Source organism: Sphingomonas sp. TDK1 (assembly GCF_001650735.1).
GTDB lineage: Bacteria > Pseudomonadota > Alphaproteobacteria > Sphingomonadales > Sphingomonadaceae > Sphingomonas.
On the sequence record NZ_LXVY01000034.1, the window covers coordinates 189,885 to 203,221 of the forward strand.

At 63.1% G+C, this 13,337-nt stretch carries 11 protein-coding genes and 1 tRNA gene; 4 read left to right on the forward strand and 8 right to left on the reverse strand.

Annotation, left to right across the window (positions count from 1 at the left end; genetic code table 11):
- Positions 1–88: 88 nt before the first annotated feature.
- Positions 89–2,500 carry a TonB-dependent receptor gene (locus A7X12_RS17550; protein WP_198162069.1) on the forward strand — a complete coding sequence of 804 codons (2,412 nt, stop codon included), beginning with the start codon at positions 89–91 and terminating at the stop codon, positions 2,498–2,500.
- A 354-nt stretch (positions 2,501–2,854) separates the two neighbouring features.
- Here the strand turns inward: A7X12_RS17550 and A7X12_RS17555 are convergent, their stop codons facing one another.
- The 3 genes from A7X12_RS17555 to recJ all read right to left on the reverse strand — a co-directional run bounded on the left by A7X12_RS17555 (position 2,855) and on the right by recJ (position 6,150).
- Entirely contained in the window at positions 2,855–4,090 is a 1,236-nt protein-coding gene (locus tag A7X12_RS17555; RefSeq protein WP_064312744.1) for a tyrosine-type recombinase/integrase, read from the reverse strand.
- A 164-nt stretch (positions 4,091–4,254) separates the two neighbouring features.
- Positions 4,255–4,329, reverse strand: a tRNA-Glu gene (locus A7X12_RS17560).
- Between the two features lie 54 nt (positions 4,330–4,383).
- On the reverse strand, positions 4,384–6,150 hold the full coding sequence (gene recJ, locus A7X12_RS17565; protein WP_064312745.1) for a single-stranded-DNA-specific exonuclease RecJ: 1,767 nt from the start codon (positions 6,148–6,150) through the stop codon (positions 4,384–4,386).
- A gap of 479 nt (positions 6,151–6,629) precedes the next feature.
- On the opposite strand from recJ, the gene A7X12_RS17575 reads away from it, so the two are divergent.
- Both A7X12_RS17575 and A7X12_RS17580 read left to right on the forward strand, forming a co-directional pair.
- Positions 6,630–7,118: a MarR family winged helix-turn-helix transcriptional regulator gene (locus A7X12_RS17575; protein ID WP_064312747.1), complete on the forward strand. Its 489-nt coding sequence runs from the start codon at positions 6,630–6,632 to the stop codon at positions 7,116–7,118.
- 11 nt (positions 7,119–7,129) lie between these two features.
- Positions 7,130–7,984: an NmrA family NAD(P)-binding protein gene (locus A7X12_RS17580; protein WP_064312748.1), complete on the forward strand. Its 855-nt coding sequence runs from the start codon at positions 7,130–7,132 to the stop codon at positions 7,982–7,984.
- Between the two features lie 45 nt (positions 7,985–8,029).
- Here the strand turns inward: A7X12_RS17580 and A7X12_RS17585 are convergent, their stop codons facing one another.
- Positions 8,030–8,752 (reverse strand): SDR family NAD(P)-dependent oxidoreductase, encoded by a 723-nt coding sequence (locus A7X12_RS17585; protein ID WP_232318564.1) that lies wholly within the window; start codon positions 8,750–8,752, stop codon positions 8,030–8,032.
- A gap of 90 nt (positions 8,753–8,842) precedes the next feature.
- Between A7X12_RS17585 and A7X12_RS17590 the strand changes: the two genes are divergently transcribed.
- Positions 8,843–9,229 carry a winged helix-turn-helix transcriptional regulator gene (locus A7X12_RS17590; RefSeq protein ID WP_064312749.1) on the forward strand — a complete coding sequence of 129 codons (387 nt, stop codon included), beginning with the start codon at positions 8,843–8,845 and terminating at the stop codon, positions 9,227–9,229.
- Positions 9,230–9,616: 387 nt separating this feature from the next.
- On the opposite strand, the gene A7X12_RS17595 is transcribed toward A7X12_RS17590, so the two are convergent.
- From A7X12_RS17595 to metG, 4 genes are read right to left on the reverse strand one after another with little or no spacing between them, the layout of a single operon-like run.
- Positions 9,617–10,231: a retropepsin-like aspartic protease family protein gene (locus tag A7X12_RS17595; protein ID WP_084445676.1), complete on the reverse strand. Its 615-nt coding sequence runs from the start codon at positions 10,229–10,231 to the stop codon at positions 9,617–9,619.
- A complete protein-coding gene (locus tag A7X12_RS17600) occupies positions 10,228–11,004 on the reverse strand; it encodes an MBL fold metallo-hydrolase (RefSeq protein WP_198162070.1) in 777 nt (258 codons plus the stop codon). The genes A7X12_RS17595 and A7X12_RS17600 overlap by 4 nt, the downstream gene beginning before the upstream one ends.
- Positions 11,005–11,023: 19 nt before the next feature.
- Positions 11,024–11,803 carry a TatD family hydrolase gene (locus A7X12_RS17605; RefSeq protein ID WP_064312750.1) on the reverse strand — a complete coding sequence of 260 codons (780 nt, stop codon included), beginning with the start codon at positions 11,801–11,803 and terminating at the stop codon, positions 11,024–11,026.
- Positions 11,800–13,305: a methionine--tRNA ligase gene (metG, locus tag A7X12_RS17610; RefSeq protein WP_064312751.1), complete on the reverse strand. Its 1,506-nt coding sequence runs from the start codon at positions 13,303–13,305 to the stop codon at positions 11,800–11,802. The genes A7X12_RS17605 and metG overlap by 4 nt, the downstream gene beginning before the upstream one ends.
- Positions 13,306–13,337 lie beyond the last annotated feature (32 nt).

Below are 13,337 nucleotides of genomic sequence, written 5' to 3' on the forward strand. Positions count from 1 at the left end.
TTCCAGACGATTGCCCGTTCCTTAAAAATAGATCGCCGAAATCGAGCGACGATATAGGGAGGATGTACTGATGAGGCGCCGTATACTATTGCTCTCCGGCACCGCAGCCGCATTTATTGGCATCAGCGCGGCGTCAGCCCAAACCACCGCTTCGCCGGGCTCGACGGCCTCGGACGGCACCACCGCAAACGCCGCTGCGGCAGCCAACGGTCCAGCCGTCGCGAACACGGTGGATCCCGCAGGCCAGTCCGCGAACAGCGGCGGGCTTCAGGAAATTATCGTCACCGCCCAGAAAACCGCGTCCAGCGTCCAGAAGACGCCCATCGCGCTCCGCGTCGTCAGTGGCGACGATCTTCGGACGTCCAACATCACCGATGTCAACGGGTTGCAGCGGCTGGCGCCCGATCTCGGCGTGACGACGGACACGATCTACACGAAACTGTCCTTGCGGGGTGTTACTGCGGAGTCGATCGCGGAGGGCGCCGATGCGGCGCTGACGGTCAACATCGATGGCGAATATATCAATCGGCCGGCGGCGCTGAATGCGAGCTTTTTCGATCTTGATCGCATCGAGGTTCTGAAGGGACCACAGGGAACGCTCTACGGCCGCAATTCCACCGCGGGCGCCATCAACATCATCACCAAGAAACCGGAAGACAGGTTCGACGGGTATGTGAGCGCCGGATACGGCAACTACAACGCGTGGAATGTCGAGGGCGCGGTCAACCTGCCGATCGCTGACGGCCTCGCGTTCCGCGTAGCCGGGATACACACGCAACATGATGGCTATCGCAACAACAGCGTCGACGGCGGGACCACCGGCAGAAACGACGGCAACAGGACCGATGCCGGCAGGGCCACGCTCGCCTATACCGGGAGCACGCTAAGCGGCTTCCTTCAGGGCGAATATGTCCGTTCGCGATCCTCTGCCTTCGCGCAATATGGCGTTCCGATCACCACCACCACGCCGGGCGTCGTTCAAGTACCCACCGTCGGCGGCGGGAGCGATTTCATCCCGCGCAACAGTTCGTTCAAGCTGCCAAAGCATGATTTCCCGCTTGTCACGGACGGCTTCACCAACATCGAAAATATCAGCTTTCGCGGCAGCCTGCGCTACACCATCAGCGACGGTTTGGAATTGTCGTATGTCGGCGGCTATCTGATCAACAAGACAGGCACCTATGTCCCGCTGAGTGGAACGCCGAACTATCTGCAGTTCGTGTCGAACCAGCCGAATGCGGACTCCAGGGATTGGAGCAACGAACTCCGCCTGAGCTACCACGGCCCACGCGGCTTGTTCGTGCAGGGCGGCGCCTTTTATTTCCATGAAAAGCAGGTGGTCACGCAGAGCATTCAAATCTTGAACCCGCCCTTCGGCCCTCCGGGCTCCGAGTACGCATACGTCAACATTTTCTATCGGCCGTTCGTCAATCTCGATTCCACGGGTCTGTTCCTGCAGGGCGACATCCCGATCGTGGATACGTTGAAACTCACAGGTGGCGTGCGATGGTCCCGCGACGAGAAGCACGCGCTCTACGTGAATTCCGGCCTTGGGTTCGTAAATGCTCGCTTTGGACTCACCTTCCCGAGTGCCACGGACATTCTCGCCGTGACCGGCCGGCCCGGCCGCTGCAAGGAAGCCGATAGCGGCAACTACCAGTCGCTCGACCAGTGTTACAACCATAGCGAGGTCAACTGGCTGGCGGGCGCCGAGTGGACGCCGGGCGCGGGTCATTTGCTCTATGCCAAGGTTTCGACGGGCTATCGCTCGGGCGGCTTCGACAATCTCACCAACGTCGTCGTCAATGGCCAAACGGTCGGCACGTTCCAACCCGAGAAGATCACGTCGTACGAGATCGGCACGAAAAATCGCTTCCTGCACAACACGGTCGAGTTCAACGTCTCGGCATTCCATTATGACTATACCGATCTTCAGATCGACAACTTCATCAACACCACGGTCGGGCACGCGACCGTCAACGCCGGAAGGGCGCGTTTCAACGGTGTCGACACGGATTTTTCGGCAGCGTTGACGCCCAACGACCAGTTCCGCGTCACGTTTAATTATCTGGACGCCAAATTCACGAAGTTCAACGCCTTCGCGACCGGCGTGAACGGAGGAACGGCGGTTCTTGATCTCAAGGGCAATCGGCCGCCACAGGCGCCCAAGGTCACGATTGCGGTTGGATACGACCACACATTCGATCTAGGCATGGCAGGAAGCCTTCGTGCCGGCGCCTATACCCGCTTCAAGTCGGACTACCACCTGACGTCGTATAACTATGCGGCCGATCTTCAAGAGGCCTATACGCAAACGGATCTGTCAATAACCTGGATGGACTCCAGCCGAAAATACAGCGTTCAAGCTTTTGTACGCAACGTCGAAAATTATGTGCCGATCACGTTCGCGCAATTTACGGCGGGGCCGCCCATCAACCTGTACAATTATGCGTTCGGTTCGCCGCGGACATTGGGCGTGAACCTCTCGGCCAAGTTCTAAGTGATAGGTTGTTGAGCGCGGCGGTGATCGAAGCGCGGCCGTCCTGCTTGTACGCGGTTCAGGTGCGCGATGCCGTCCGTCCTTGCTGGGGACCGTCCGGACCTTTTCCGCGATCCGATCCTTGCGGGATACGTTGTGGAGATCGAGGCGGAGGCGGGGACTTTGCGCGTCGGTTGTGGGCGCGGGCAGCCAGGGTGGATCACGATTTCAGCGCGCGGCCTTCGATGGCGAATAGGACTTCTATGGCCGCTTTCGGTCTGGGCGGTCGTTCCCAGCCAGCATAGGAACGGCCTAAGTTGGTCGACTGCGGCCTCCGCGTGCTGCTGATCGGCAGTGGCGGCGTTTCCCATCCGACTAACCTCGATTCTCAGCCGCTTGTCCGAACTTTCCGTTCAACACCTTCGCACCGTCGCGCAGGAAATCCAGGTGGTCGGACCAGTGCTGCATCATGCGCACGCGTTCGTCCCAATACTCGCCTCGGGTGTAGGCGCGGCGGACGGCATTGTTGTCGCAGTGCGCGAGCTGTCGTTCGACGGCGTCGGGGTGCCATAGACCCATTTCGTTGAGCAGCGTGGCCGCCATCGCGCGGAAGCCGTGGCCGGTCATTTCGTCCTGCGCATATCCCATCCGACGGAGTGCCGCATTGATCGTGTTCTCCGACATCGGCTTTCGGACGGAGCGGAGGGATGGGAAGAGATAGCTGCTGTAGTCTGCGTCGTGCTCGATCGAGGCAAGGATCGCGAGCGCCTGGCGGGAGAGGGGGATCGCATGGGCTCGCCGCATCTTCGTCTTGTGCGGCGGAATGGTCCAGATCGCCCGTTCCAGATCGAAGTCCTGCCATTCTGCGAAACGTAGCTCGCCAGGGCGGACGAAGACGTGTGGCAGGAGCCGCAGCGCCGCGAGGGTGTTCGGCTGCCCCTGGAAGCCCTCTATGGCCCTCAGGAGCCCTCCTGCGGCCTTTGGCGTGGTAACTGCGGCGCGATGTGCTGGCTTGGGCGCGATCAGTGCGCCGCGAAGGTCGGCGGCGACGTCACGCTCGGCGCGGGCGGTCGCAATCGCGTAGCGAAATACCTGCGAACAGGTGCTGCGGAGCCGCTTTGCCGTCTCGTAACGCGCGTTGCCTTCCATCTTCCGCAGCATCAGAAGCAGTTCCTGTGCGGATATCGCAGCGATCGGGCGCTTGCCGATCGACGCATTGATGAAACCGAGAAGCCAGCGGAGCTTCTTCATCGTGACCGGCGAGCGACCTTCCTTTTCGACCTTGGACAGCCATTCGTCCGCTACTGCTTCGAAGCTGTTGGAGGCAGCGACGGTCGCGGCTACCCGATCGAGCTTGATCCGCTCGGCGGGATCTTCGCCCCGGGCCAGCACCTTCCGCGCAGCATCACATTCGGCGCGTGCTTCTGCTAAGCCGGTGTCGGGCCAAACCCCGAAAGCGAGGGTCTTTTGCTTCCCATAACGCCGATAGTTCATCCGCCAATAGCGTCCGCCGGATGGAGTCACGAGCAGGTAGAGCCCGTCTCTATCGCTTAGCTTGTACGCCTTGCCGCGAATCTCTGCGGCTTTGATGGCAACCACGGACAGCGCCATGATGGTATCTCCCGTCGAAGCGACCGGCACATGCCATCAAAAATACCATCAGCTTGCTGGTATGTAGTGGCATTTTGCCAGCTTGGATGAGAGACTTATACCACCAAAAAACCGCAGAAAACAGCCAGTTATGGCATGTTCTGGAATGCCTTGGGAAGGCAAGTTGGTGACCCCTACGGGAATCGAACCCGTGTTTCAGCCGTGAAAGGGCCGCGTCCTAACCGCTAGACGAAGGGGCCAACTGCTTGGCGTGGAGCGGCCGAATAGGGGGGGATTCGGTTGCCGTCAAGCACTCAATCTGCCCAGGCCGCATCTTCTATGTGCAACTCCGCCGCAGGGCGGCTTCCCCAGGTGTCGATCTTCGCCCGGCCCGCCAGCCAAAGGCGGCGGTGGGACGGTGCGGAGAGGAGGGCCTGCCCCAATTCCGAATCGGCCTGTCGAAATGCCACGGCCTTGAGGCTGCGGCCGTCGGCACCCGCGACGATCACGCGGACATGGCCGCCACTGCCGACGACGTCCGCCTTCAACACGCGCACAGGGCCTGCAGCAATGCGTGGAGCCGGCCAGCCCATGCCATAAGGACCGCCGCCTTCCATTGCCTCGACCAACGCCGGGTTCACCCCCGTAGGGCTCAGTACCGCATCGAGCAGCAGTGCGCGTTCGCCCCGTGCCGTGACGATCCGCTCGGCCAGGCGCTCTTCCAGGAACGCCGCAAGGGCTTCCACGCGGTCCGCTGTAACGGTTACGCCGCATGCCATAGCGTGGCCGCCGCCAGCGACAAGCAGCCCGGCATCCTTCGCCGCCAGCACCGCGGCGCCGAGATCAACTCCCGGGATCGAGCGACCGGAACCTTTGCCGACCCCGTCCTCACCGACCGCGATAACCAAGGCAGGCCGTCCGAATTTTTCCTTCAGGCGACCGGCGACGATGCCGATCACGCCAGGGTGCCAGCCTTCGCCGGCGACCAGCGTGACCATGCGGTCCCGGCCCGACATGCAAAGCGATTCGGCGGCGGCTTGCACCTCTGCCTCGATGGCGCGGCGCTCCTCGTTGAGCATATCGAGCTCGGCGGCAATCGCGCGCGCCTCGGCAGGGTCGCGGGTCGTCAGCAACCGCACGCCGAGATCGGACTTGCCGACGCGTCCACCCGCGTTGATGCGGGGGCCCAGCGCAAAGCCGAGATCGGTGCAGGTCGGCGCCCGGGTTAGACGGGATGCCTCGATCAGTGCCGCCAGCCCAGGATTGCGACGACCAGCCATTACCTTCAGCCCTTGCGCCACAAAGGCGCGGTTGAGGCCCTTGAGTTGCGCCACATCGGCCACGGTGCCCAGCGCGACGATGTCCAGCAGGTCGAGCAAGCGCGGTTCCGGCCTCTTGGCGAAGCAACCCCGCGCGCGCAGCGTTCGCACAAGCGCGGCTCCCAGCAGGAAAGCGACGCCGACCGCGGCCAGATGACCGTGCTCGGCACCTTCCGCTTCGTCGAGCCGGTTCGGGTTCACCAGCGCATGGGCGAGCGGCAATTCGATCGAGCATTTATGATGGTCGACCACGATCACATCCGCATCGGCGGCGCGTGCCATCGCCAGTGCCTCGAATGCCTGCGCGCCGCAATCGACAGTGACGATGAGCCCATGTCCCTGCTGTTTCAAGCGGACCAGCGCTTCGCCCGAGGGACCATAGCCTTCCATGAGGCGATCGGGGATGTAGGGCGTAGCCTCGATGCCCAGATCGCGCAGCAGCAAAATTAGCAACGCCGCGGAGGTTGCGCCGTCGACGTCATAATCGCCGAAGATCGCAATCCGCTCACCGGCCTCTACCGCATCGGCGAGCCGATCGGCGGCGCGGTCCATATCCCGAAAGATGGACGGATCCGGCATGAAGGCGCGGATGCTGGGCGCGCGATGCCGCTCGAGATCGGCGCGATCGACCCCGCGGGTGAGCAGCAATTGGGTCACGAGGTCGTCAGGCGCGAAATCGGGGTCGCGCGCGTCAGCAGCGAGGCCGCGCCAACGCCAGGGCTGGCCCAGGATTGAGCGGTGGACATTAAGGGCAGGGGACATGACCCCGATGTGGCGGGGGAGCGTACGCTTGTCGAGGGGCGGCGGCGCATGAAGGACGCGAGATTGACGACAGTTTTGTGCCTTGCGTCGCGTGCTGCGTGCGAACGGTTCCGCCGCACCATGGTGGACTGGGGCATGCACCGTGCCGATGCGTCCAAGCGAGCGATCGTCGTGTTGCGTCACAAGCGCCTTGGGCAGCGGAGACTGCGGAAGGGAGACCGTTTCTTTTTAACGGCCTAGGCACAGATGCGGGTGTCGAACAGACCGATAACGTCGCGAGCTTCATCGGCGCATGCCTTTGGATGAAGCGGTTCGATGAATGAAGCGGTTCCAGTTCGCGCATCCGCACCGGCTCCCGGTCGAGTGTTCTTTCGGAGACGGACCGTATCGGACGAACTGCGTCATGCTTGCCGATCCTTAAATTCGGCGCTGGTGCGATAGTTGCGGAACAATTGACAGTATCCTGTCATTATTCGCGCATGACCGATGAAAAGCGGCAAGCTCAGGACGATCGCGATAGGGTGATCGGGGTCCGAAACCTCATCATCGAGGTTTTTGCGGCGAACGGAAATTTGATCGAGACGGGCAACCGGCTGACCCAACCGCTGGGGATTACCAGTGCCTTGTGGCAGGTCCTTGGTGCGCTGGGCTTCGCGGAGGAGCCCTTGTCGGTCCCGCAAATCGCAAGGCGCATGGGACTCACGCGCCAGTCTGTGCAGCGCAACGTCGATCTTCTCGTCGAGCGCGGACTGGTAACGCGCGAACCAAACCCGCGACATCGGCGCTCGGCACTGATGTCGCTTACAGCGGACGGGCGCAAGACTCTGGAGCGGGTGGACAATCGCCACCACCCACTGTCCGCGCGGATCGCCGCCGCGATCGGCGACGAGCGCGTCGCCGACGCTTTGCATGTCCTACGCCAGCTGAACGCCATTTTGGAAGAAACGTCGGCCTCGGCTGACGAATAGGGAGTAGCCGCATGATCTTTCTTACCGGAGCCACCGGCAGCATCGGTGGCCATCTGGCGCGCATCCTCGCCGAGCGTGGCGTGAAGGCGAGGGCGCTCGTCCGCAAGGTCGAGGATGGGGACCGCCTGCGCACGCTCAGGCACGAACCCGTGATCGGCGATCTTGCCAGACCCGATCCGCTCGTATCGGCCATGACCGGCTGCGACACGCTGTTCCTGTTGCCGCCGCCGCTCGCCAACCAGACCGAACTCGAGTCCAACGCGCTGACGGTTGCGAAGACAGCGGGGATTTCCCGCGTCGTGAAGGTCTCGGCCGGCGATGCCAACATCGCGTCGCCCGTGCCTTGGGCAAAGGCGCATGCCCTGGGCGAATTGGCGCTGCATCGATCGGGAATGCGGTGGACGATCCTCCGCGCCTCTGCCTTCTACCAGAATTTTGAGAAGCTCGATGCTCCGATCAGGAAAGGCGCGCTGCCGATCCCGGCGGGGCGGGGGAATGCCGCTTTTATCGATGCCGCCGACGTTGCCGAAGTCGCGGCGTGCGTGTTGCTGGAAGATGGTCACGACAAGGCGACGTACCACCTGACGGGACCTGAAGCTCTGACGATGAAGCAGGTGGCGGCCGCACTGTCAGCCGGGCGGGGCAAGCCCGTGCGCTACATCAACCTGCCCACACCGTTGTACCGCGCGTCGATGAAGCTGGCCGGGGTGAATCGCTGGCTGCGCAACGGCCTCGTCGCGCAATATGCCGATGTGGTGGCGAAGGGGCACGATATTGCCGTGACGTATGAAGTGCGTCGGATCACCGGAAAGGAGCCCAAGCCCTTCGCCAGATGGGCTGAGGAGCGCCGGGATCGATTTCTATGATCGGCGGCAAACAGGCGCCGCGATCAGGCGGCGCCTGCGGTCACGCTATACCTGACGCATACCGCCGTCGACGCTCAGTTCGGCGCCGGTGATGAAGCTGGCGTCTTGGCTGAGCAGAAATACCGCCGCAGAAGCCACCTCGTCGACATGCGCCATGCGGCCTAGCGGAATGGGGGCGATCAGCGCCCGCCGCATCTCTTCGGACACCGCCGTCATCATGTCTGTGTCGGTTGGTCCCGGCGCGACGACGTTGACGCGGATGCGGCGCGGCGCAAGTTCAGCCGCCCAGCTACGCGCATAGGAGCGCAACGCCGCCTTTGTTGCTCCATAGGTACTGAATGGCGTCACACCCATGACGTCTGCAATCGAGCCGACCAGCACCACCGATGCCCCGTCGCGCAGCACGGGCAGCGCAGCCTGGATGGCGAACAGCGCGCCGCGGACGTTGACCGCGAAATGTCGGTCGAAATGTTCGCCCGTTTCCTCGGAAATCTTCGCCGGTTCGGACACGCCGGCGTTCAGCACCAAGGCGTCGATCCGTCCGTGGAGACGCTCGACCTCGGTCATGACCTGCTCGAGGTCGATCTGGCCTGCCGCGTCGGCCTGGATGCCGTGCGCCGACGAACCGATGGTCGCGGCTGCGGCGGCGACCTCGTCGGCCCGGCGGCCGGTCAAAACCACCGTCGCGCCCTCGTTTGCGAGCCGGCGGGCCGTCGCGAAGCCGATCCCCCTGGCCCCGCCGATCACCACCGCGACCGTGTTCGTCATTCTTGCCATCATCCGTCTTTCCATTTGAGACGGCGATCCAGATATACGAGACATATCTGATATCAAGAACGCATCTGGAGTAGCGTAGATATGCCGGACGAAACCGATCTACATACCCTGTCAAATCAGGCGATGATGGACGTACCCCGCATCCGCCCCGTGCTGGACAAAATCGCGGACAAATGGACAATCATGATCCTGACCGTGCTGTGCCCGCAACCGGCGCGCTTCAACGAGATCAAACGACGGCTCGACGGCATCACGCACAAGTCACTTGCGGACGCTCTGAAACGCTTGGAACGTCACGGACTGGTCACGCGCACGGTTATCCCGACCGCCCCGATCGGCGTCGTCTATGCCATCACCCCCTTAGGTCACTCGCTTCGAGAACCCTTTCAGGCGCTTTGTTCATGGGCGCTAGCGCAAGAGCAGGCGATGGCGGAGGCGACGATCGCGTACGATAGATCGCGAGCGTAGCCGAGAAGGGCTTTCCCGGTTGCGAGGGTATTTCGAGCTTTACCGGCGATACGTCTCGCACCGGATGCGCGACGCTCTCTGCGAGTGTAGATTGTCGGCATCGGCGCCGGGGCGTCGTCGGCATGCAAGCCTACATGGTCGTCGTGGACGACTTCGGCTCTTCGACTGTGGCTCTGGCGCTTGACTTGGATGTGTTGAGAAGTGGCCGGTCAATCAGATCCAGATGCTGATAATGGGTCGCACTGCGAACCTCGCGAGCGGCTGAACACCGGAGATTACCTAGGTTTTCGCACTTCGATTTGGAATCCGCCCCGGCATCAAACAAGAGGTCGATAATCTACATTATGTAAATGTGGTGCTCAGGACTTCTGTGCCGTTCGTGAGCTTTCAGCCTGCCGGTGTCGTCGCCTTCGGCTCCAGCACCAGCTCGTTTCCTTCGACACGCCAGCTATGCAGCCGCGACAGGAAATTCATCCCGAGCACGTCCAGGTCCCCGAAATTCCGAGATACCACCACGCCCAGGTCTCGCATCTTGAGCGGTCCGAGCGACACCGTAGCGATACGGCCTCGGCGCGCAGCGACGCTGCCATTTGCCGTTTCGATGATCGCCGGCAATCCGTCGGACAAGGTCACATCCGCTTTCTGCGCCGTCTGCTCCGAAATAGCCGTGACCGTCGCGCCGCTGTCGATCAGCATCCGGCGCTCGGCGCCGTTGAGCGTCACGCGCGCCCAGAAATGGCCGTCCGGGCTCATCCGGATCCGCACCGTGTCGCCTTCGACCCGCTGGTCCTCGAGGCCGAGCTTGGCACTCAGCGACGACCAGGCCGCCGCCAATTCGTAGCGATGCCCGACGGCGAACAGCACCAGCAGCACGATCGCCGCCCAGCCGAGCAGCGTCCGCAGGAACAGCCCGAAGCCGATCCGTCGCACGGACAGCGCGCTGACCACCAGCACCAGCGCGCCGATCAGCCAGACCATGTTCACGCCGTCGGATCCGTTCACGCGTGCAGCTCCAGCCCGTCATAGCCCGGCTCGACACCGGCGGGCAGTTCGGCGGCGAGCGTCGCATAGTCCATGCTGTGGTCCATGTGCACCAGCGCTGAACGCACCGGGCGCAGTTCCTCGATCCAGCCCAGCACTTCGCCTAAGTGCGGATGCGTCGGATGCGGCGCGCGGCGCAGCGCGTCGACTACCCAGACGTCGAGGCCGGTGTAGAGCTGCCGCATGTCCGCGGTCATTTCATGGAAATCCGTGGCATGGGCGATGACCTTGCCACCGCTTTCGAAGCGCAGGCCGGCCGAGGTGATCCCGCCATGCGGCTGGTCGGCGACGCGCACCGCGATGTCGCCGATCGTGAAACTGTCCGGCATCGTCTCCAGAGCGACCACCGGCGGATAGTATTTCCCCCTTCCTTCAAAGATATAGGGAAAGCGGATGAAAAATTGTTCGAAGGTGAACGGCCGCGCTAGCCCGCGCACGGGCGTGCCGCTGCGGGCATGCATCACCTGGCGGAGATCGTCCATGCCATGGCAGTGATCGGCATGGTCATGGGTCCATAGTACCGCATCGACGTCCGAGACCTGCGCCGCGATCAGCTGCTCGCGCATGTCCGGGCTGGTGTCGACCAGTAACGTCGTGGTGGCGCTGCGCACCAGTACCGAGGAGCGCGTGCGCCGGTTGCGCGGCTCCTTCGGATCGCAAGCGCCCCAATCGGGGCCGATGCGGGGCACGCCCGAGGAGGTGCCCGATCCGAGAATGCGGATGCTCAGCGCCAAGGGCAGGTCCCCTGCCCGGTCACGCCAGCGTCTTGTCGAAGAGCGCGTGGAAATTGGCGCGCGTCGCCTCGGCCAGCATTTCGGGATCCTCGCCGCGGAGCTGCGCGAGGAACTTGCACGTGTCCGCCACGAACGCCGGCTCGCCAGTCTTGCCCCGATGCGGCACCGGCGCGAGGAACGGCGCATCGGTTTCGATCAGCAGCCGCTCCAGCGGCAGCGCGGCCGCGGTTTCCTGCAAGTCCTTGGCATTCTTGAACGTCACGATACCGGAAATCGATATGTAGAAACCGAGTTCCAACGCGATCTCGCCAAAGGCGCGGCTAGCGGTGAAACAATGGATCACGCCGGGAAACGCCCCCTTCCCCATTTCCTCGCGCAGGATCTGGGCGGTGTCCTCTTCGGCGTCGCGGGTGTGGACGATGATCGGCAGCTGGGTTTCGCGTGACGCCGCGAGATGCGCACGGAAGCTCGCCCGCTGGCGATCGCGGTCGCTTTGATCATAGTAATAGTCGAGTCCGCTCTCGCCGATGCCGACCACGCGCGGGTGCTGCGCGCGTTCCACCAGCTTCGCGGTATCGACATGGGGATGCGTATCCGCCTCGTGCGGGTGGATGCCCACGCTGGCCCAAACATCCGCCTCGCGCTCTGCGACGGCGATCACCTGATCCCACTCGTTCTCGCGCGTCGAGATGTTGAGCATCGCCACCACGCCGGCGCCACGGGCGCGGGCCAGCACCTCGGGCTGCTGCTCGCCGAGGCCCTTGTAGATCAGGTGGCAATGGCTGTCGGCGAGCTTCATGCGTCCTCGGAGCTTTGCAGTTCAAGTCGCGGAAATATGGGGGTGGGCGGTGCGATCTTGAAGTCCGCATCGCCCTCCGGGCCCAGTTGTTCGAGCAGCTTGGCCGCAGAGGTCGGCACCACCGGCTCGATCGTCACGCCCAGGCGACGGATCGCCTTAAGCAGCGTGCCGAGCACCGCATGCATGCGCTCGGGATCTGTCTTGCGGAGGGTCCAGGGGGCCTGCGCATCGATATACTGGTTGCAGGCGAACACGCCGGTCATCCAGGCTTCGACGCCCTGGCTGAGCGCCAGATCCTGGAACGCACGGGTGAAGGCTGCGCAGGCGGTGTCGACCTCGGTGAGCAGCACCGCATCGGCATCCTCGGCGCGACCCGCCTGGACGGTGCCTTCGCAATTCTTGGCGATGAAGCTCAGCGTGCGCTGGGCGAGATTGCCGAAGCTGTTCGAGAGATCGGCATTGGCGCGGGTGACGATCGCCTCGTCGCTGAACGTGCCGTCCTGGCCGAAGCTGACGTCGCGCAGCAGGAAATAGCGCAGCGCATCGACGCCGTAAGTCTCCGCCAATTCCATCGGGTCGACGACGTTGCCGACCGACTTAGACATCTTCTCGCCGCGGTTGAGCAGGAAGCCGTGGCCGAACACCTGTTTCGGCAGCGCGATATCCGCGGACATCAGGAAGGCCGGCCAGTAGACGGTATGGAAGCGGACGATGTCCTTGCCGATCAGATGCAGATCGGCGGGCCAGTAGCGCGCCAGCCGCTCGGCATCGTCGGGGAAGCCCGCGCCGGTCAGATAGTTGGTTAGCGCGTCGACCCAGACATACATCACATGGCCCGGCGAGCCCGGCACCGGCACGCCCCAGTCGAAGCTGGTGCGGCTGACCGAAAGATCGACCAGCCCGCCCTCGACGAAGCGCAACACCTCGTTGCGGCGCGAGTCCGGGCGGATGAAGTCGGGATTGGCGGCGTAGAAGTCGAGCAAGGGCTGCTGGTATTTGGACAGGCGGAAGAACCAGGTCTCCTCCTTGGTCCATTCCACCGGCGTGCCCTGGGGTGAGAGCTTCTGGCCCCCTTCCCCTTCCTGCAGTTCCTTCTCTTCGTAGAACGCCTCGTCGCGGACCGAATACCAGCCCTCGTAGCGATCGAGATACAGGTCGCCCTTGGCCGCCATCTTTTCCCAGATCGCCTGGCTGGCGCGGTAGTGATCTGCTTCCGAGGTCCGAATAAAACGATCGCACGAAATATCGAGTTTGTCCGCCATCACACGGAAATAGCTCGACATTTCATCGGCGAGTTCGCGCGCCGTCATGTCTCGAGCGCGGGCGGTTTGCACCATCTTGAGGCCATGCTCATCGGTGCCGGTCTGGAAGAACACGTCGCGACCTTGCTGGCGCTGGAAGCGCGCGATCGCGTCGGCGGCGATCATCTCATAGGCATGGCCGATATGCGGCTTGCCGTTGGGATAGTGGATCGCGGTGGTGATGTAGAAGGGGTCAGCCATGCCCGCCGCTTTAGGATGCGGCGCAGCAACGG